At 68.5% G+C, this 18,152-nt stretch carries 13 protein-coding genes; 7 read left to right on the top strand and 6 right to left on the bottom strand.

The window, feature by feature from the left end; all coding sequences use genetic code 11:
* Positions 1-265: 265 nt before the first annotated feature.
* On the bottom strand, positions 266-898 hold the full coding sequence (locus AB0M02_RS17825) for a helix-turn-helix domain-containing protein (protein ID WP_364227989.1): 633 nt from the start codon (positions 896-898) through the stop codon (positions 266-268).
* A 151-nt stretch (positions 899-1,049) separates the two neighbouring features.
* Between AB0M02_RS17825 and AB0M02_RS17820 the strand changes: the two genes are divergently transcribed.
* Positions 1,050-2,072, top strand: coding sequence for a zinc-binding dehydrogenase (locus AB0M02_RS17820; protein WP_364227986.1), 1,023 nt, complete (start codon positions 1,050-1,052; stop codon positions 2,070-2,072).
* Complete coding sequence (locus tag AB0M02_RS17815; protein WP_364227984.1) at positions 2,072-2,656, top strand: isochorismatase family cysteine hydrolase; 585 nt, start codon at positions 2,072-2,074, stop codon at positions 2,654-2,656. The genes AB0M02_RS17820 and AB0M02_RS17815 overlap by 1 nt, the downstream gene beginning before the upstream one ends.
* A gap of 68 nt (positions 2,657-2,724) precedes the next feature.
* Here AB0M02_RS17815 and AB0M02_RS17810 read toward each other — a convergent pair whose 3' ends face one another.
* Both AB0M02_RS17810 and AB0M02_RS17805 read right to left on the bottom strand, forming a co-directional pair.
* Positions 2,725-3,813 (bottom strand): hypothetical protein, encoded by a 1,089-nt coding sequence (locus AB0M02_RS17810; RefSeq protein WP_364227982.1) that lies wholly within the window; start codon positions 3,811-3,813, stop codon positions 2,725-2,727.
* Positions 3,814-3,927: 114 nt separating this feature from the next.
* Positions 3,928-4,293 carry a hypothetical protein gene (locus tag AB0M02_RS17805; RefSeq protein WP_364227980.1) on the bottom strand — a complete coding sequence of 122 codons (366 nt, stop codon included), beginning with the start codon at positions 4,291-4,293 and terminating at the stop codon, positions 3,928-3,930.
* A gap of 99 nt (positions 4,294-4,392) precedes the next feature.
* Between AB0M02_RS17805 and AB0M02_RS17800 the strand changes: the two genes are divergently transcribed.
* The 3 genes from AB0M02_RS17800 to AB0M02_RS17790 all read left to right on the top strand — a co-directional run bounded on the left by AB0M02_RS17800 (position 4,393) and on the right by AB0M02_RS17790 (position 9,754).
* Entirely contained in the window at positions 4,393-4,971 is a 579-nt protein-coding gene (locus tag AB0M02_RS17800; protein ID WP_364227978.1) for a helix-turn-helix domain-containing protein, read from the top strand.
* Positions 4,972-5,086: 115 nt separating this feature from the next.
* On the top strand, positions 5,087-7,921 hold the full coding sequence (locus AB0M02_RS17795) for a BTAD domain-containing putative transcriptional regulator (protein WP_364227975.1): 2,835 nt from the start codon (positions 5,087-5,089) through the stop codon (positions 7,919-7,921).
* A gap of 108 nt (positions 7,922-8,029) precedes the next feature.
* Positions 8,030-9,754 (top strand): hypothetical protein, encoded by a 1,725-nt coding sequence (locus AB0M02_RS17790; RefSeq protein ID WP_364227972.1) that lies wholly within the window; start codon positions 8,030-8,032, stop codon positions 9,752-9,754.
* 58 nt (positions 9,755-9,812) lie between these two features.
* Here AB0M02_RS17790 and AB0M02_RS17785 read toward each other — a convergent pair whose 3' ends face one another.
* Positions 9,813-11,171 carry a hypothetical protein gene (locus AB0M02_RS17785; protein WP_364227970.1) on the bottom strand — a complete coding sequence of 453 codons (1,359 nt, stop codon included), beginning with the start codon at positions 11,169-11,171 and terminating at the stop codon, positions 9,813-9,815.
* Positions 11,172-11,347: 176 nt separating this feature from the next.
* The gene (locus AB0M02_RS17780; protein ID WP_364227967.1) at positions 11,348-12,367 is read right to left on the bottom strand and encodes a LacI family DNA-binding transcriptional regulator; all 1,020 of its coding nucleotides are present in this window, start codon (positions 12,365-12,367) and stop codon (positions 11,348-11,350) included.
* A gap of 188 nt (positions 12,368-12,555) precedes the next feature.
* Here AB0M02_RS17780 and AB0M02_RS17775 point away from each other — a divergent pair, with 188 nt between their 5' ends.
* Positions 12,556-13,029: an NUDIX hydrolase gene (locus tag AB0M02_RS17775; RefSeq protein WP_364227964.1), complete on the top strand. Its 474-nt coding sequence runs from the start codon at positions 12,556-12,558 to the stop codon at positions 13,027-13,029.
* A 156-nt stretch (positions 13,030-13,185) separates the two neighbouring features.
* Positions 13,186-13,581 carry a hypothetical protein gene (locus AB0M02_RS17770; protein ID WP_364227962.1) on the top strand — a complete coding sequence of 132 codons (396 nt, stop codon included), beginning with the start codon at positions 13,186-13,188 and terminating at the stop codon, positions 13,579-13,581.
* Between the two features lie 106 nt (positions 13,582-13,687).
* Here the strand turns inward: AB0M02_RS17770 and AB0M02_RS17765 are convergent, their stop codons facing one another.
* A complete protein-coding gene (locus tag AB0M02_RS17765) occupies positions 13,688-17,947 on the bottom strand; it encodes a LamG-like jellyroll fold domain-containing protein (RefSeq protein WP_364227959.1) in 4,260 nt (1,419 codons plus the stop codon).
* Between the last annotated feature and the right edge of the window lie 205 nt (positions 17,948-18,152).

Here is an 18,152-nt window from a genome sequence, read left to right as displayed (position 1 = left end):
AAAGTGTCGGCCACCCAGTCGGCGATGAAGGTGCGGACGTGGGGGAGATGATCCAGGCCGAGAACTTCGGACGGCTCCTGGCCGAAGGCCTGACCCGCTTTGCCGACAGCTACGGCATCCCCACCGAGACAACCTCGTCTCAGCCGCGGCCACCGCGACCCGGCCCTGGCCCGCAGCCTCGCCAAGGCCGTGCGCCACTTTCTGGCACCACGACACCGGCTGCGCCGCCCACGGGTTCTCCTGACCCCCAGGTGCCGTTGCCGTCCTACGGCGTCGGTCGTGGTGTCCGGGTGGTGATGGGTGCCTGGAGCATGCCGGCGATGGCGTCGCAGAGGAATTCGGCGACAGCTTCCCAGCGTGGGTCGCTGCCGTCGTGCTCGGCGCGTGCTTCCACGTCGGCGGCGGTGGTTACCACGATGCGGGTGATCAGTCCGGAGCGGGCGGAGATGACGTAGGGGTTGTCGAGGTGCGCCAGCCGTTCGGTGATCGATTGCAGGATGCGGGCGGTGTTCGGGGCCGCGTCGCCGACGGCGGGGAACAGGGCGCGGATGCCGGGGTCGTGCAGTGCCTGGCCGAGGAAGCGGGCGCGCCATGTCGGCTGCGGTAGGCGGGCCAGGACTCGCATCACCGGCAGGACGAGGCTGCGGACGTCGCCGAGCAGGGAGTCGGAGTGTTCGAACATGACGGCGCGGGGTTCCTCCAGGGCGGTGGTGTGGCGTAGGAGGAGGGCGGTGAGCAGGCCGTCGCGGCCGCTGAAGTAGTAGCGGACCGCGGAGTGGTTGGTGTTGCCGGCGGCGTCGGCGATGCGGCGGTCGGAGATCTGGGCGATGCCGTGGAGGGCGAAGAGTCGTTCGGCCGCGTCGAGCAGTGCGGTCCGGGCCGGCTCGGCCTGGGTCATCGGTGGGTCTCCTTCGGGTCGGTGGCCGAGATTCCGGGTCGGTGGCCGAGATTCCGGGTAGGTGGCCGGGATTCACGGTATCCGCCCCGTGACGTTCTACGTCATGTGACTTACAGTCGTAAGCCATATGGCGTATGGCCTGGAGGGTGCGATGAAGCAGGTAACGGTGACGGGGCCGGGGACGACGGCTGTGGTGGAGGTCCCGGAACCCGAGGTGGGGCCGGCGGACGTGCTGGTGAGGATCCGGGCGTGCGGCATCTGCGGTTCCGATGGGATGTATATCGCTGTCGGTGGCATCCCGCCCCGGCAGGGTGCCACCCCGCTGGGGCACGAGCCGGCCGGTGAGGTCGCGGCCGTCGGCGCGGCGGTGACCGGTCTGACGGTCGGCGAGCACGTCGTGCTCAACCCGATGGCCGCCTCGGACGGCATCATCGGCAGCGGCGGCGCGCAGGGTGCCCTTGCCGACTACGTGCTCGTCAAGGACGCCGAGGTAGGCCGGCATCTGGTCGCCGTCCCGGCGCACATCCCGTTCGAGGTCGCCGCGCTCAACGAGCCGATGGCGGTGGCCACGCACGCGGTCAACCGTCTGGAACCGCGGGCCGGGCAGACCGCGGCGGTGTTCGGCGCCGGGCCGATCGGGCTCGGTGCGGCGATCGGCCTCAAGCTGCGCGGTGTCGCGCATGTCGTGGTCGTCGACGTGGTGGCGAACCGGCTGGAGAAGGCGCTCAAGGTCGGCGCCGACGCGGTGATCAACTCGGCTGAGGAGGACGTGGCGCAGCGGCTGCGCGAGTTGCACGGTGACGCCGCGCGTCATTTCAGCCGGGGCGGCGCGGGCACTGATCTGTATTTGGACGCGGCCGGTGTGCCGGCGGTCCTCGAGACGATCTTCGAGACGGCGAAGCACGGTGCCCGGGTGAGTATCGTGGCCGTGCACAAGAAGCCGGTCGCCGTGGACTTCGGCGCGTTGCTGACCAGTGAGATCACGATCGCGCTGGCGATGGGGTACCCGACCGAGATCTTCGAGGTGACCAAGGACCTTGTCGAGCACTGGGAACGGTATGCGCTGATCGTCAGTGACGTCGTGCCGTTCGAGGAAGTCGATCGGGCGCTGTCGCTGGCCGGTGCGCCGGGTGCCGCCGAGAAGGTCGTCGTCGCTTTTCCGAAGGAGATCTGATGACCTCCAGTGCTCTTCTCGTCATGGACGTGCAGCGGGCCGTGGTCGCGCGTTATCCCGACCCGGGCTATCTGCCGCGGCTGCGCCGTGCCGTCGACGCGGCCCGGGCCGCTGGGCTGCCGGTCATCTACGTGGGGGTCGGGTTCCGGCCCGGCGCGCCGGAGATCGATCCGCGTAACCGGATGTTCGGGCGGCTCGCTGGTCGCCCGGCCGATCCCGCCGCCGACCTCGCCACGCAGGTGCACCCGGACGTTGCGCCCGCCGAAGGTGACATCGTCGTCGTCAAGCGGCGGGTCAGCGGGTTCGCCGGCAGCGACCTGGAGATGGTCCTGCGTGCACAGGGGATCGGCCACCTTGTGCTGACCGGCATCGCCACCAGCGGGGTCGTGCTGTCCACCCTGCGGCAGGCCGCCGACCTCGACTTCGGGCTGACCGTGCTCTCCGACGGATGCCTCGACAACGACCCGCAGGTGCACCGGGTGTTGATGGAGAAGGTCTTCCCGGCACAGGCTGACGTGCTCACCGTCGACGGATGGGCGGCAGGACAGCGCGATCCTGGCCGGCCCGAGAGCGCAGGAGGATGAGCCACCAGGCCGTGGCTGTGCCTACCTTCGGGGTCAGGTCAGCTGACCAGACCCCGACGCCCAGGGCACTAGAATCTGAACACCCTCCACGTGCCGGCCGCGTAACGCAGATAGGCGCGGTTCTCCAGCAGGATGATGTAGTAACTGCCGTTGTGTGCGGCGGTGTCGACGTCGAAGCTGGAGCTGGGGACGGACACGGTGAACCCCTCCTCGTGCCAGCCGCCGCTGTCGCGCCAGGCGTTGTAGACGCCCGCGTTGCTGTAGCCCGCGTTGACGGCATAGGCCACGTGGAGGCCGGCATTCGGGTAGTAGTTGGCATGGAACAGCCCAGCCGGCACCCGGTTCGCCACGACCTCCTGGCGCCAGCCTCCGGCGTACCACCATCGCCGGAGCTTGCCGTCCGTGCCGGCCCCGACGACGCTGAACTCGCTCGTGGACGCGGCGATCACCGGCCGATCGCGGATCATGACGCCGCTCTGCCCCATCCAGTCGCCGCCCCACTGGGCGGTGCCGTTCGGGGTCCTGGTGTAGAAGTGTGCCCACTGGCCGCTGGTGCGGGCGAGGACGTGCAGCTGGCCGGCGAACACCCCCATCACCGGGGTGACACGGTTGATGATGTCGCCGCCGACGGCGGTGTTGCTGCCCAGCCAGGTGACGCCGTCGTTCGACCAGCGGTGCGCCAGTGCGCCCGACGTTGTCACGTACGTAAGGTGGAGCTGACCTCCGAAGATGGCGGTGGCCGGGCTGCTGCCCACGCCGCTGGCTACCGGTGTGTCGTAGCGCCACCCGTATCCGGACTTGAAGTAGGCGTGCCGAAGCGACGGCCCGGACCGGTAGAAGACGTGGAGCATGCCGGCGATCTCGATCGCCGACGGTGTGTCGTCGGGGAGCGAGTCGACCCGTGGGTAGTCCAGAAGCTCGGATCCGGCGCCGGTGTCGTTCGAGTTCAGGTAGTAGTGCGAGACGCTTCCACTCCCGGAGGTTGAGTAATTGATCCCGAACCATTGCAGACTGTTGTCGACACTCCAGCGGGTGGCCGACGACCCGATGGTGGGGTCGGTGGTGGCTGCGGCGGGCTGTGCCGGCGCCAGCAGGACGGCCGCCAGGACTGTTCCGGTGGCAGCGGCCAGCAAGCGCACGGCGCGTGTGCTGCGCATGATCACTCCTTCGTAGACGTTGCCCTCAAGCCTCCGGGGCGGCGCTTCACGTCCGCTCAACGCGCTCGACACCCACGCGTTCGGAGCGTCTCTGCGGGTCGCCCGGGAGTGGGATTACGAAGGCGGTCGCACCGCGTACGCGATCAGCGCAACGGCCGGGATGAGATGGATGACGACACCGATCCAGTTCCGGGCCGGGAACGTGCCGGCGAGGATGTTCGCTGTCGAGATGGCTGCCGGCACCAGGTGCGTGGCCAGGTTGGGCCACAGGAATTTGCGCATGAGCGGTATCGGCTGGGAGCTGACCAGCCAGTTCATGACGCCTATGACCACCAGGTTGGTTCCGAGCGCACGCGCGATCATCGTCGCGTAGGGGTCGGGTTCCGCGCCGAGGCCGGCCTGAGGTGCGGCGATCCACACCAAGCCGAGCAGGACGACGTTGTACAGCGCGAGCGCCTTGAGGAATCGGGCGAGAGTCATCGGTGCACCAGCCTCCGCTAAAATCCGGGACACGTGTTCCGGATAAAATACGGAACACGTGTCCCGCTTGTCCAACGCGTTCCTGAGGGGTTCTCAGCCATGGAAGGTTCGGCGCGGCCGAAGCCGCTGCGCGTCGACGCGCAGCGCAACCGGGTCCGGGTCCTGGAGGCCGCCGCGGCGGTGTTCGCCGAGCAGGGACTGTCGGCATCTGTACGTGACGTGGCCGCCCGCGCCGGGGTCGGCCTCGGCACGGTAGCTCGGCACTTCCCGACCAAGGAACTGCTCCTCGATGCGATCGTGCTGCGCGCTGTTCAGGAGGAGGTCGACCACGGCAACGCCCTCGCCGCCGAGTACGAACCCGGCAGGGCGTTCTTTACGTTCCTCTCCTATCTGGTCGATCGGGGCAACGCCAACCGTGGACTGGCCGACGCGTTGACGGGCGCCGGATTTGATGTCGAGAAGGCGGCGTCGAGGGCGGATCTCGACGTCATACAGGTGTTGCAGCGCCTGCTGGACGGGGCGCAAGCGACCGGCGACGTCCGCCCCGATGTCGATGCCGCTGACGTCAAGGCGCTGGTGGTGGGGTGCCTGGCCCGTGAACGGCGGGCACCCGATCCGGCGGCCCGGACGCGAATGTTGGCAGTCCTGCGACGCGGCTTACACGTGGCCGGGCCGTGAAGGGCGCAGGCGTGCCGGGTTATGCCGAATCGTAAGCGCTTACATGACGGCGGACGGCGTGCAGTCATCAACAATGGCGCAGGGCAAGGCGTGGCCAATGCAGTGGGGGATTGGCATGGAGTTCGTCGTACTGGGTCCGGTCGGCCTGTTTCGGAATGGCCGGCCGGTGCCGATGGCGCGACCGCAGCAGGCGACGGTGCTCGCGGCCCTGGCCGTGGATGCACGGCGGGTCGTGTCGGTCGGCACCCTGATCGACCGGGTCTGGGGTTCCGAACCGCCATCAGCCGCCCGTCGTTCCCTGCAGGCTCATCTTGCCCGCCTCAATCAGGCACTGCCCGCGGGGGCGTTGATCCGTCGTGGCGGCGGGTACCAACTCGACGTCGAACCCCGCAATGTCGATGTCCACCGGTTCACGAGTCTTGTCAGCGCCGCCCGCGCGGAGCGGGATCCACTTCGGCAGATACGGCATTACGAGGCTGCGCTGTCGCTGTGGCAGGGGACACCGATGGCCGGTGTCCCTGGGGTGTGGGCGTCGCGGATGCGCGCGGCATGGACCCGGCAACATCTGGACGCGCTCTCCGGCTGGGCTTGCGTCAAGCGGGAGTTGGGCCTGCCGCAGGAGGCTCTGACCCCGCTCTCCGAAGCGGTGCGTGACCATCCTGGCGCTGAGCCCGTGGTCGGTGAGCTCATGCGAGCGTTGCACGCCAGCGGGCAGACCGCCGAGGCGCTGGCTCGGTACGCGGCCCTGCGGGAGCATCTGGCCGAAGAACTGGGTGCCGAACCTGGCGCTCCACTGCAGGAGATCCATCTCGCTCTGCTCCGCGCCCAACCTTTCTCCGAGAGACCGGCCGCGTCCCGTCACCCGCTGCCGGCGGGCATGCCGTCGTCACCCCCGGTCTTCGTCGGGCGAACAGCCGAGCTCCGGCAGCTCACCGCCCTGCTGCCGGAGAACCACAACGCGGACACCCGCACTGTCGTCGTGTCGGGCATGGCCGGCGTCGGTAAGACCACCATTGCGGTGCATTGGGCGCACCAGATCGCCGACCGCTTTCCGGACGGACAGCTCTACCTCAACATGCGAGGATTCGACCCCCGAGACGCCGCCATGACGCCGTCCGAAGCGTTGCTTGCTCTGCTCGAGGCACTCGGCGCCGAGGCCCATCGCGTCCCGTCGAGCCTCGACGGGAAGATCAGTCTCTACCGCAGCTTTCTGGCCGGCAGGCGCGTCCTCATCCTGCTGGACAACGTCCGCGAGGCCGGTCACATCCGGCCGTTGCTGCCCGGCACACCCGGCTGCTTCGTCCTGGCCACCAGTCGCCGCCGGCTGACCACCCTGGTCGCGACCGAGGGTGCGTCCTCCTTGACCGTCGGACCGCTCACTGTGGACGAAGCCCGCGCGATGCTTACCCATCGCCTGGAGACCGCCCGCATCGACTCCGCTCCAGCTGCCGTGGAGCGACTCGTCGCCTCGTGTGCGGGGCTACCGCTGGCCGTCGCACTGGTCGCCGCCCGGGCTGCCACTCAGCCCGAGCTCGGCTTGGCCGATCTGGCAGGCCAACTGCCGGGAGGCCAGAGCCTGGACACGTTCGAGGTGGGAGATCCGGCGCTGAGCATGCGTACGGTATTTTCCTGGTCCTATCAGGCCTTGACGCCCGCCGCGGCGCGCCTTTTCCGGTTGCTCGGCCTCAACGCCGGGCACACGGTCTCGGGTCCGGCGGCGGCGAGCCTCACGGGTTTGTCACCATCCGTGGTCCGGGGCACGCTGGCGGAGCTCACGCAGGCCCACCTGTTGACCGAGGTCCGCTCGGGACGCTACGTGATGCATGACCTGTTACGGGCGTACGCTGTGGAACTGGTTCATGAGTTCGAGACCGAAGCGGACCGGATCGGTGCCGCGCGCCGCCTGTTGGACCACTATCTGCACAGTGTTGAGGCGGCCGGCCGGATGCTGCGCCCGGACCACCGCCCGGTGAGCCTGCCCCTGCCGGACCCCGACGCCGTGGTGCAGAGCTTCGCGGATGACCGCGCGGCCTTCGCCTGGCTGGCCGACGCACACCCCATGATCCTTGCCTCCGCCACGCAGGCCGCGGAGGGGCCGGCATCGCGCCCGTACGCGTGGCGGCTGGTTCTGGGCCTGGAGAACTTCATCGATTGGACCGGCCGCTGGCAGGAGTTTCAATCCGCCCAGATCGCCGCCCTCGGCGCGGCCCGCAAGGACCGCGACGTCGAGGGCCAGGCACACTGTCATCGCAGCATCGCCCGCACCTACTGCCGCACCGACCGCTTGGACGATGCGCTGCAGCATCTGCACGAGGCGCTCGATCTGTTCAGAGCTGCTGGACTGCACAGCGGCGTCATCGACACGCACCGCAGCATGGCCGTCGTTCTCAACGGCCTCAACCGCGATGACGAGGGTTTCGAGCACGAGTACACCTCGCTGCGTCTCGCGACCGCGGCCGGCGATGACGCCGCACAGGCGCTGGCAAACAACAACCTGGCGTTCCACTATGCGTTGCTCGGACGCGCCGAGCAGGCCGTTCCGCATGGCGAGCAAGCCCTGAGGGCGCTGCGCCGCATCGGTGCCCGCAACGGCGAGGCGCGTGCGCTGAGCACACTCGGACTGGCGTCTTCCGTCCTGGGCCGCCACGCCGAGGCGATCGCGTACTACCAGCAATCGATCACCATCTTCCGAACCCTGGGTGACCGCGTCAGCCAGGCCGAGATGCTCACCCGGTTCGGCGACGCGCTGCAGGCAGCCGGTGATCGAAAGCAGGCCCGGGAGAGCTGGCAGGCGGCCCTGCAGATCTTCGACTCGTGGGGCAGCTTCGATCTGCTCGGCCGGTACGACCGTGTCGCACGCATCCGCCAGCGCGCGGAAGAGGCGCTGCAGCCGCCGGCACACAACTGCCACGCACTCCGGCAACATTCTGGCAGCGATGCCCGTGCATGATCCTCGTTCCGTCACGAGAGGTACGGAAACGGGGAGGCACAGCACATGCGGCGAAGGCTGCTCTCGATCGTCCTGGTAATCGGTCTGGCATTGGCGGGGGGTTTGCTGATGCGCCAATCGGACGCGGCCACCGTAAAGCCGGTGTACACGTCGTCCGACGTCGGCACGAACCTCGGCCACTACGAGAGCGGGGTGGCCGACCGGGTCGACGGGATCGACGCGTTCTTCGGCGCCGGCCGGTCGCCGATCGTCCGCGTCTCGTTGAGCTGGCAGAAATATCAGCTGTCGCGGGGTGGCCCGATCAACTGGACCGAACTGGACGACCAGGTGAATCAGCTGCGGGCCAAGGGCATGCGGGTGCTGCTCATGCTGGGGTACGCGCCGTCCTGGGCGAACGGGCATTCGGGAGAACGCGCCGAAGTGTGGTTCCCGACCGAGGACGCCGACTGGAAGGCCATCGTCGACGCCACGGTGGCGCACTTCGGTGACAAGGTTCAGATCTACGAGGTGTGGAACGAGCCGAACTGGGTTCCGGAGTTCGGCAATTACGACCTGAAGCCCCCGGTCGAGCGGTACTGGGAACTCGTGCGGATCGCTTCGGCGAGCATCCGCGCCACCTGCGAGTCGTGCACGGTGCTGGCCGGCGGCTCCGCTTACGCCAAGTCGGACAACACCCCAAGTCAATGGCTTGGGTACGCGTACGAGCACGGCTACCGATCCGACTTCGACGCGGTCGCGCTGCACCCGTACTCGAGGTGGGACGGTCCGGGCGTACCGGATTGTGGTGTTTCGGAGATGCAGGGTTTCGGGCCGCTGGACGGCTTGTGCGGGGAGCTGACCCGGGTGCGGGCGGCCATGGTGGCCGGTGGGGACTCCGGGAAGAAGATCTGGGCCACCGAGATCGGCTACCCGACCACACTCACCAACCCGGCTCTGGTCGAACGGGCCCGGTACAACATGCTGCAGGCGCTGCGCATGTGGCGGCTGGCCAGCTACACCGGGCCGTTCCTGGTGTTCACCCACCTCGACAACTGCGCCGATGCGAAAGAATCCTGCTGGTACGGGATGGTCGACCGCACCGGCGCCAAGAAGCAGCCGCTGTACGACGGGCTGTCCACGGCGCTGCAGCGCAGTAACACCCTCAGCAGCGGCACCGAGATCGCCGCCGGCGGTGTGGGGCTGCGCTCAACCGACGGCCGGACCACACTGACCGTGCGCGCCTCCGACGGCGTGGCGGTCCTTGCCCGCGACGGCGTGACGATCTGGAAGTCGCCGGCCGGCGGCGGTGTCAGGCTGCGCAACCAGGGCGACGGCAACCTGGTGCTCCTCGATGACGGCGGTGCCGCGGTGTGGGGCTCCGGGACGGCCACGAAGGGTGCGTCGCTGCTGACCGTGCAGGACGACGGCAACCTGGTGCTGCGCGGCAACGCCAACCCGGGCGAGGTCCACTGGGCGTCCGGCACCGCCCAGCTGCGCCCCGGACAGGAACTGCTGCCCGGGGACCCGCCGATCTACTCCTCGACACGTACCTACCGGCTGCAACTGCAGACCGACGGCAACCTGGTCCTGAAGAACAACAGCAGCGGTGCGGTCGTCTGGAGCAGCGGCACCGCGGTCCCGGACTACACCAGCGCGTCGATGCCCAACCGGGTGTTCCGCCTCAAGGTGGAGCCGAACGGCAACATGGTGATGTACAAGCGTGGCGGGGCAGTGCGCTGGCAGACCGGCACCGGCGTCACCGGTGGCCTGACCCTCAAGGTGCAGAACGACGGCAACGTCATCCTCTACCGGGAGGGGACCACCGCCGTCCACTGGTCGACAGGCAAGCCGTAGTTACGCCCTCCCGGGCCGTCGCGCGCTCATTGGCGCGACGGCCCGGTCGGACACCGGGTCAGCGCATCCTCTTGGTGAACTCGTCGGCCCACTGCTGCTGGAACTCTTCCTGGGTCACGCCGAGCAACTGCGGTATCTGGTCCTTCTTGCCCCGGTAGTGTTCGGCGACGAAGAGGAAGAGCTTCTCCTCCCCGTACTTCTCCGCGATGTAACTCATCGCCGAGTGGCCCAGCAGGTAGTGGTAGCTGAGTCGGCCCTCGGACTCCCAGAGGCCGTTGGACGGCAGGTACACCTCGCCTCGATCCCGGCGGAGTTCCTCCCTGGCGCCGGCGACGCGCTTGCTGGTGGTCCATGATTTCCCTGAGTACGCCATGTACTCGGCGAAACCCTCGACGACCCAGTTGCTCATCTCGTCCGCGCCGAAGATGTTCCGGCCGACGGTCAGCACCGTCGTCATGGAGTGGGCCAGTTCGTGCCGGAAGATGTTCGACGGGCCACCGGAGCGTTTGTCAGTGAAGAACGTGCTCCTCAGGTCGATCACCACTCGGCTGCCACCGATGGCCGGGCCGTCGGCCGCCTCGAACACCGAGGACGGCATGCTGATCGAGACGCCGGCCTCCGTCGGGGGCTCCTTGGTGACGCGCCACAGTGAGCCCAGTTCCTTGGCGCCCTTGACCAGCGACACCACGAACCCGGGTGGGACCTGTCCGTCGACTCCCGACGCCTTCCAGGCGGCGAGGTTCTCGACCGCCGCGGCTTCGAGCGCCGCCGCGTGACGCCGCGCCTCGGCGCCGAGCGAACTGTCCACGATTTGTACGACGTGTTCCGTCTGCTCGACGTGAATGTCATCCCACTTGTCCCAGGGGGTCGGGTAGAAGTCGCGGCTCGTCGCGTTGAATCCGGACGGGATCCGGTCGACGCCGGTGATTTTGAGCGGGCCGTTCTTCCGGTCCTGAACCAGCTTCCAGAAGTAGGGCCGTTCGATCGGCGTCTGGTCGAACCCTCCTATCCTGTGGACGAACGCGACCAAGAGGTCGAGGGTGTATCCGGCACCGAGTGGCGTGACGTTGCGCTCGCTCCGCCGGACAAAATCGGCTTGGCCGAACGGAATTTTGACGAGGTTCTGGAATACCCGCGTCTGCGCGGCGATCAGCTTCTTGTCGGCCGGGTCGAAGGGCGCCAGGAACGCCTCGAGGTTGCGCTCCTTGAGTGCCTTGGTGTGCCCGGCCAGCAGGCCCTCGACCAGCTCCCGCTTGACCGGTTCGTGCTCGTCCGAGCTGTCGGCGAGCCGTTGCAGGCCAAGGCTGCCGATGGTGAACGCGCCGGCACAGAGCAGCACGACCGCCATGACGGATCCGACGGTTATCCAGATCCAGCGCTTCGAGTAGTGGGATTGAGGAGAAGGTACTTCCGTCATTCGCTGATTCCTCGTTTGTTTATCGTCATTGCCGTCGGGACAGGGACGCTTATTGTCACCAGCCGGCTGTTGCCGATTTGCTGCCGCCCGGACGCAGACGCGCCATCGCAGGCAAGTCGTAAACGCTTACGCACCAACGGAAAGCGGTGCCGTATCCGCATGGATACCTCGCCAGGTCACCGCGCAGGCGGGAGTAACGCCTTACCGGTGTTGCCGGCCGAGCTGCGCCGTAGCTGGAGCACAGCCGGGAACACGCGCCGCCAGTGCCGGTCGGCCTCCCGGTTCAGCAGTGCCCGCGTGGCGGCGGCCGCCATCGCCTCGACCGGCTGGTGCACCGACGACAACGGCGGCACGGTGCAGGCGGCGATCACGCTGTCGTCGAATCCCACCACCGCCACGTCCCGGGGCACCTGCCGGCCGAGGTCGGCCAGCGCCTGCATCGCCCCGGTCGCCATCAGGTCACACGCGACGAAGAGCCCGTCCACGCCTGGGTTCTCGTCCAGCAGCCGTACCGTCAGCTCGTAGCCCGCCTCCCGGCGAAGCTTGCCGATCGCGGAGATGTCGGCCAGGCCGAGGTCACGAACGGCGCGTTCGTATCCCGCGCGCCGGGCGTCGGCACACGGGTTGCCCTGCTGCCCGTGCAGCGCGGCGATGCGACCGCGGCCGGTCTCGCGCATGTGCACGACCGCCGCATACGCCCCGTCGGCGTTCTCCATGTCGACGAACGGAACGCCCGGCGCGGACGGGCCCATCGACACCACTCGATCACATCGCGCGTAGAACGTCGCCGCGAGCGCCGGCGCCACGTTGATGAGGATCACGCCGACGCTCACCGACTCGGCGATCTGCGCCAGGCGGGTGGCGGCGGAGGGCTTCTCGACCACGTGCACCCGCAACTGGGCCTCACCGCCGGCCAGCTCCTGCAGGATTCCGGCGGTGACCCGCCCGTAGTAGGGGCTGTTGCCGAACGTCACGGCGTCGTCGACGACGACGAGCTCCACCACGCTGCCGTGGCCGAAGGCCAGCGCCCGGGCAGCCGGATCCGGCCGGTACCCCAGCCGGGCGATGACCTGCTGGACATGCAGGCGGGTCTCCGGTGACACTCCGGGGCCGTCGTTGATGACTCGGGACACCGCCGCCGTCGAGACATGCGCCGCGGCGGCGACATCAGCCAACGTCGGCCTCTTCCCGGACATCGATCCACTATAGATCCGGGCCTGCTGTGGAGTCTGAACCTTGACCACGACGCCGCGGGAACCCGTGCGCGTGAGCCGCGACGACGATGAGCAAGGTGGGGGCCAGGTTCAGCGCCTCGACGACGGCGCACCCGGACGTGGCAACTCACCCGCGCCTGATCCTGCAGGCGGACGGTTAGCCTGGGCCGGTGACCGATGACTTCACCGCTACGCTGCCGCGCAAGCGGATGGGAGCGGCCGCGCTGCTGACCGACGAGCGGGGCAGAGTGCTGCTGGTCGAGCCGACCTACAAGGACTACTGGGAGATCCCGGGTGGCTCGGTCGAGGCGGACGAATCACCGCTGACAGCGGTGGCACGTGAACTCAAGGAGGAGCTCGGCCTTCCGGTCCAGCCCGGCCGGTTGCTGGTGACCGACTGGGTGCCGCCTCGGGAGGGCCGCACCGAGGGCATGATGATGGTCTTTGACGGCGGGACTCTCACGCCCGAGCAGGCCGCACAAATCAGATTGCCGGCCGAGGAACTGCACAGCTGGGCCTGGTGCACCGAACAGGAGGCCGGCGAACGGCTTTCGGAGTTACTGGCCCGGCGGGTCAAGGCGGCACTGCGGGCCCGGACCGAGGGCATAGCCGTGTATCTGGAGAACGGATTCTTCGCGACCTGATTACATCCCGCAGCCGCCAGCAGACCCGCAGCGAACAGAACCTTGCTGGTGCCGGCGAGCTCGCCCGGGTAACGGCCGGTTGCATTCTGGCGGGCCCTCATGCGCCGCGTGGAGCGTTTTGGGTGCCCTGACACAACCGACGGGGCGAGCGAGGCGGTGACGCGGGCCGAGCGCCCAGGCGGCTTCTCGATGGACAAGGATGTCTTGGTGGATCGCGACCCGCACAGGTACCGCTGCTCGCTTCAACATCGCTGGGGGAGCGGAGAGGATGTCTCGTCTGTCGACCAGCTGACGGCATTGCTCGAGGAGTTGGAGGCTGACGACCCGGAGCATCCTGATGTCTGGATCAGCGACAACGAGGTCGGATACAGCGTGCTGGCGTTCGCCGGGAGCCGAGGACTCGTGGTTTGGGAGGATCACGATGAGGTTCGTGGGCCGCTGCACATGACGGGCTACTCCCGAGCCATGATGAAGGACTTGTTCGAAATGGTCATGCTGGGTCGAATCGCCGAGGTCGAGTCCCTGCCCTGGCTGCCGGGTTACGGGTCCTAGGGGTGACGAGGGCGCATCGACACCCTGACGCGTATTCGGAGTGTTCGCGCACACACGTGAGCGGGCCCCGGGGTGAGTCCCGGGGCCCGCAACTTCATCTCATCTGTTACCTGCGACCTGCGTGCAGCTGTGTCACCTGCTCGGCGCTGAGCTCGGTGCCGTACAGCCGGAGGTCGTCGATCAGGCCGTCGAACCGGGGGTCGCCCCAGCTCGTGCCGCCGAGGAGGTTGGCGGTGGTGGTGCCGCCGACGCCGACGTCGCCGATGTTGATCGGGAAGTCGGTGCGGACGGCCTGTTGGACTCCGTTGAAATAGATCTTTCCGGTGGAGCCGTTCATCGTGAACACGACGTGTGTCCACGCGTTGAGTGGAAGGTCCCGGCCGGCGCCGAGGAGCAGGCGTTCCTGGGTTGCCACCCCGGCTGCTTTGAAGGTGGCGCCGAAACCGGTGGTTCCGCCGTTGGTGGCCGACTGGAGCAGGAAGAACGTGTCGGTGCTGCTGCCGATCTGCAGCAGCGGGACCCAGCTCGGCAGTGCGTCCGGGCGGGCCCAGAACGACACGGTGAACTGCTCGTCCAGGCCGGCCTGGATGTTGTCCGGCAGCCGGACCTGGTTGCCGGAGTCGGCGGCGCCGCCGGGAAGTGACACGGCGCTGCCTGCCCGGCCTGCGGCCCACGACGTCGTGCCCTGCAGGGTGGCCGCGCCGATGGACGTCCTGGTTCCCGAGTTCGCCGCTGAGGTGCCGGTGTTCTCGTCGAAGGTGTAGCGGACCGGGACTCCTTCGTTGTACATGGCGACCACGTCGGCGGTGCTCAGGGTGGATGTGTAGACCCGTACGTCGTCGATCAGGCCGTCGAAGGCGGCGTCGGGGTATCCGTTGCGGCCCAGCCAGTTGTTGGCTGTCGGGCCGATCGCGGTCATGTCGACCGTCAGGTTGGTCCGTGTCGCGACCACCTCGCCGTTGAGGTAGAGCGTGCCGACCGGGCCCTGCCGGGTGAAGGCGACGTGGTTCCACGCTCCGGCGGTGACGTCGCGTGCCGGTGTGCCGTAGACCCGTTCCTCCGAGCCGGTCTTGGCCTTGAAGGTGGCGGCGAGTCCGGTGCTGCCGCCGGCCTGGGTCTGCATCTGGATCTGGAAGTAGCTGCCGGCGGAGCCGAGTCCGTCACCGATGTGGAACAGGCCGGTCCAGTTGGCCTTCGTGTCGGGGCGTACCCAGAACCCGGTGGAGAAGTTCGTGGCGCCCTGGAGCAGGTTGTCGGGCAGGTCGACGGCGTTGGCGGTGCTGCCGCCGGGCAGGTTGACGGCCTTGCCGATGACGCCGTTGGCGGACCAGCCGGTGGTGCCGGTGAGGACGGCGGCCCCGACGTTGGTGGCGGTGCCGGTGTTGGCGACGGTGGTGCCCTGGCCCTCTTCGAATTCGTAGCGGACCGGGATGCCGGAGGTCGGCGGTGGCGGATCGTCGCCGACGACCACGAGGTCGTCGATCATGAGGCCGGCGCCGGTTCCCGGACCTCGCAGGGTGAGGGTCTGGGTGCTGGTGGCGGCGGTGAAGGTGCCCGCGTACGTGCCGTAGTTGCCGGTCGAGGGCAGGCTGGTCGTGGCGTTGAGGGTGGCGTTGAGGCCGCCGACGGTCAGGGTGGCCGTGGCCGCTCCCGCTCCGGAGGCCGATCTGCTGTCACGGGCGTAGCGCAGCGACACCCGATAGGTGGTTCCCGGTGTGAGGTCGGTGAGGGTGCGGCTGATGTTGCCCGCGTTCCCGAGGCCGAGCTGGTATCCGGTGAGGCCGAGTCCGCCCTGGCCGGTGACGGTGCCGCGGACCAGCTGGACCTGGTTGGTGACCGTCCACGGCGACATCCGGGTGTTGCCGGGCGCGACGTCGACGGTGGCCGGCGGGTTGGAGGTGCGCCATTCGGCGGGCAGGCGGGGGTATTCGAACTGGTCGACGACCCGCGGGTTGAGCTGGGTCAGCTTGACCGCCGGGTCGATCTTCACGATCTTCGCGACCGACGGGGTGCCGGTGGCGTCCCAGACGAACAGCATGTACGAGCCGGGAGGCGCGTAGGTGCCGTTGGCCGGGGCGTTGATGTTGATCGTGCTGCCGGACTGGGTGAACGTCAGGTCCTGGAAGTTCTGGTCGTTGTTGAAGCCGTGTGTGACCGAGCCGTTGCGCACCAGGGTGACGCGGGAGACGGTGCCGGTCGCGGTGACGGCGAAGCTGCCGTTGTAGCCGATCTTGGCCGGGGCGGTGTTGATGACCGGGCGCGGGGCGAGCTGGTTGCCGTTGAACAGGTAGGACGGGGAGTAGTACTCGACGTCGGTGTAGCTGCGCGGGCCGGGGGTGCCGCCGCCGCCCATCATGACGCGGCCGTCGGGCAGCAGCAGGGCAGCCGAGTGGTAGAGGCGCGCGTGCTCGTAGGGCACCACCTCGGTCCAGTTGCCGGTGTCCGGGTCCCAGATCTCGGGGTTGGTGACGTATCCGCCGTTGCCGTTGTTCTCGCGGCCACCGCCGGTGACGAGCACGTCGCCGTCGGGCAGGACCGTGGAGGTGGCCCAGTGGCGCTGGTACTTCATCGCCTTGGTGGCGGTGATGACGGGGCTGGCGGTGCCGCCGGTGATGTCGACGGTGAAGCCGGCGCGGGCGCCGTCGGGGCCGCCGCCGTTGCCCCACCAGCCACCGCCGACCTGGAGGATCTTGCCGGGGCGGTACATGGTGGCGGTGGAGGTGGCGCCGACGGGGTTGCCGTTGGTGCCCTGGTTGGCGACGGCGGTGGGCAGGGTGCCGCGCAGGGTGACCTGTCCGGTGCCGCTGTTGCCGGCGGGGTTGAGTTCGTACATCTGGGTGCCGGTGATGTTGAACAGGGTTCCGCTGCCGGGGGCGACGAAGGCTCGCGGGTACCACCAGCGGTTCTCGTCGGCACCGGCGTGGTCGGAGCCGCCGTCGCCGTACGCGGCGGGGCTGCGGGCGCCGTCGAGGGTCTTCCAGCCGGAGCCGGACTGCGGGGTGTAGATCTCGGGGGTGAGCACGCCGGGCCCGCCGGGTCCGCCGCGGAGGCTGCCGCCCTGCACGACGATGTCGCCGTTGGGCATCGTGGTGCCGGTCGGGTACCAGCGCGGGTAGTTCATGGGCGCCTTGTTCTGCAGCCCGTTGTTGGTGGTGTAACCGGTGACGCCGATGGCGGCGTCGTTGGGGCTGTTGCCGCCGAGTCCGTCGTCGCCGCCGACGGTCATCGTGGAGTGGTCGTGCGGGTTCTGGACCTGCATGGCGCAGAACAGGTCGGTGTAGGTGGTGTTGGGCAGGATGCCGGCGCGCAGGTTGGCGAGGTTACGGGGTGTGGCCGGGTCCCAGATGTCGACCTCCATCTGGCCGCCCTGGGTGACGGAGTCGTTGCCGCTCCAGTCGTAGGGGGTGGTGTCGTTGCCCCAGCCGCCGACGCTGCCGAACGACTGGACCTTGCCGTCGGAGGTCAGGGACATGTTGATCGGCACGAGCGGCCAGGGGGTGACACCGCTCCAGGCGCCGTTGCGGTCCTTGACGGGCGGGGAGCAGTCGGCGGCGAGCAGCCCGGCGGCGTACGCCAGGCCGTTCTTCATCTGGGCGAGCATGTAGGACTCGGAGTAGGCCGTGCCCTCGTGGCCCATGGAGCTGTACCAGGACCGGCCGGAGTCGATCGTCTGGCACCAGGTGACCGGGTGGGAGGTGCCCTGGTGGCCGCCGCCGTAGGAGGACTCGTCGGCCTCGATCAGCGTGCGGACGTTCGGGGCGGGGTTGACGACCCAGTCGTACCACTCGTCGCTGCGGGTGATGGAGCCGGTGACGCCGGCGGTGAGCGGGTGGCCGGCGTCCTTGACGAAGACGCGGCCGGGCCGGACGCCGGGGTTCTCCGGGTGGCCCTCGGAGACGGCTCCGACGAGGCGTGCGTAGAACGGGTTGACGTCGTGTTCGCTCTCGCCCACTGACCAGCCGGTGTAGTGCAGGCCCATGAAACCGCCACCACCGCGGATGTACGCCTCGAGGGCGGCGCGCTGGGAGGCGTTGAACAGCACGCCGCCGGTCTGGGCGAAGACGACGGTGTCGCGGGCGGCGAGGTTGGCCGTGTTGAAGACCGCGGGGTCGTCGGTCTCCTGGATCTCGACGGGCTGGTTGTACTGGGTGCCGAGCTGGGCCGCCAGGTCACGGACGGCCTGGCGGGCCTGGACGTTGGAGGCGTGGAAGTTGGGCTTGTAGAAGAGCAGGACGTTGAGCCGGCCGTCGTCGACGGCCGCGGCGGCCTGGACGGGGGACACCGATCCGGCGACGAGGGTCAGTGCGGTGAACGTGGCGAGCACGGTGGCGACAAGGGAGCGGGAAGATCTTCGGGACACTTTCATGCGAGATCCCTCGAAATTTGGCCGGCGTGGCAGTGAGGACGGTCACTGCCACTGGAGGGCCTGAAAATATGACGCTCAGAAACACAAAGTCAAGAATCCCGTACGCATATGTGAACGCACTTTTTGCTTGGTTCTTATATGTGAATTGAGCCCGAAATGCAGACAGGCCCCGCGGATCGACTCCGCAGGGCCCGCCTCGTCAGAA

This window comes from Actinoplanes sp. NPDC051861, assembly GCF_040681145.1.
Classification (GTDB): Bacteria; Actinomycetota; Actinomycetes; order Mycobacteriales; family Micromonosporaceae; genus Actinoplanes.
This window is presented reverse-complemented; position numbering and strand designations above follow the sequence as displayed.

Excerpts from the sequence above, each read along its gene's own strand:
- AB0M02_RS17825 (WP_364227989.1), bottom strand. The coding sequence starts at position 898 with ATGACCCAGGCCGAGCCGGCCCGGACCGCACTGCTCGACGCGGCCGAA.
- AB0M02_RS17820 (WP_364227986.1), top strand. The coding sequence starts at position 1,050 with ATGAAGCAGGTAACGGTGACGGGGCCGGGGACGACGGCTGTGGTGGAG.
- AB0M02_RS17815 (WP_364227984.1), top strand. The coding sequence starts at position 2,072 with ATGACCTCCAGTGCTCTTCTCGTCATGGACGTGCAGCGGGCCGTGGTC.
- AB0M02_RS17810 (WP_364227982.1), bottom strand. The coding sequence starts at position 3,813 with ATGCGCAGCACACGCGCCGTGCGCTTGCTGGCCGCTGCCACCGGAACA.
- AB0M02_RS17805 (WP_364227980.1), bottom strand. The coding sequence starts at position 4,293 with ATGACTCTCGCCCGATTCCTCAAGGCGCTCGCGCTGTACAACGTCGTC.
- AB0M02_RS17800 (WP_364227978.1), top strand. The coding sequence starts at position 4,393 with ATGGAAGGTTCGGCGCGGCCGAAGCCGCTGCGCGTCGACGCGCAGCGC.
- AB0M02_RS17795 (WP_364227975.1), top strand. The coding sequence starts at position 5,087 with ATGGAGTTCGTCGTACTGGGTCCGGTCGGCCTGTTTCGGAATGGCCGG.
- AB0M02_RS17790 (WP_364227972.1), top strand. The coding sequence starts at position 8,030 with ATGCGCCAATCGGACGCGGCCACCGTAAAGCCGGTGTACACGTCGTCC.
- AB0M02_RS17785 (WP_364227970.1), bottom strand. The coding sequence starts at position 11,171 with ATGACGGAAGTACCTTCTCCTCAATCCCACTACTCGAAGCGCTGGATC.
- AB0M02_RS17780 (WP_364227967.1), bottom strand. The coding sequence starts at position 12,367 with ATGTCCGGGAAGAGGCCGACGTTGGCTGATGTCGCCGCCGCGGCGCAT.
- AB0M02_RS17765 (WP_364227959.1), bottom strand. The coding sequence starts at position 17,947 with ATGAAAGTGTCCCGAAGATCTTCCCGCTCCCTTGTCGCCACCGTGCTC.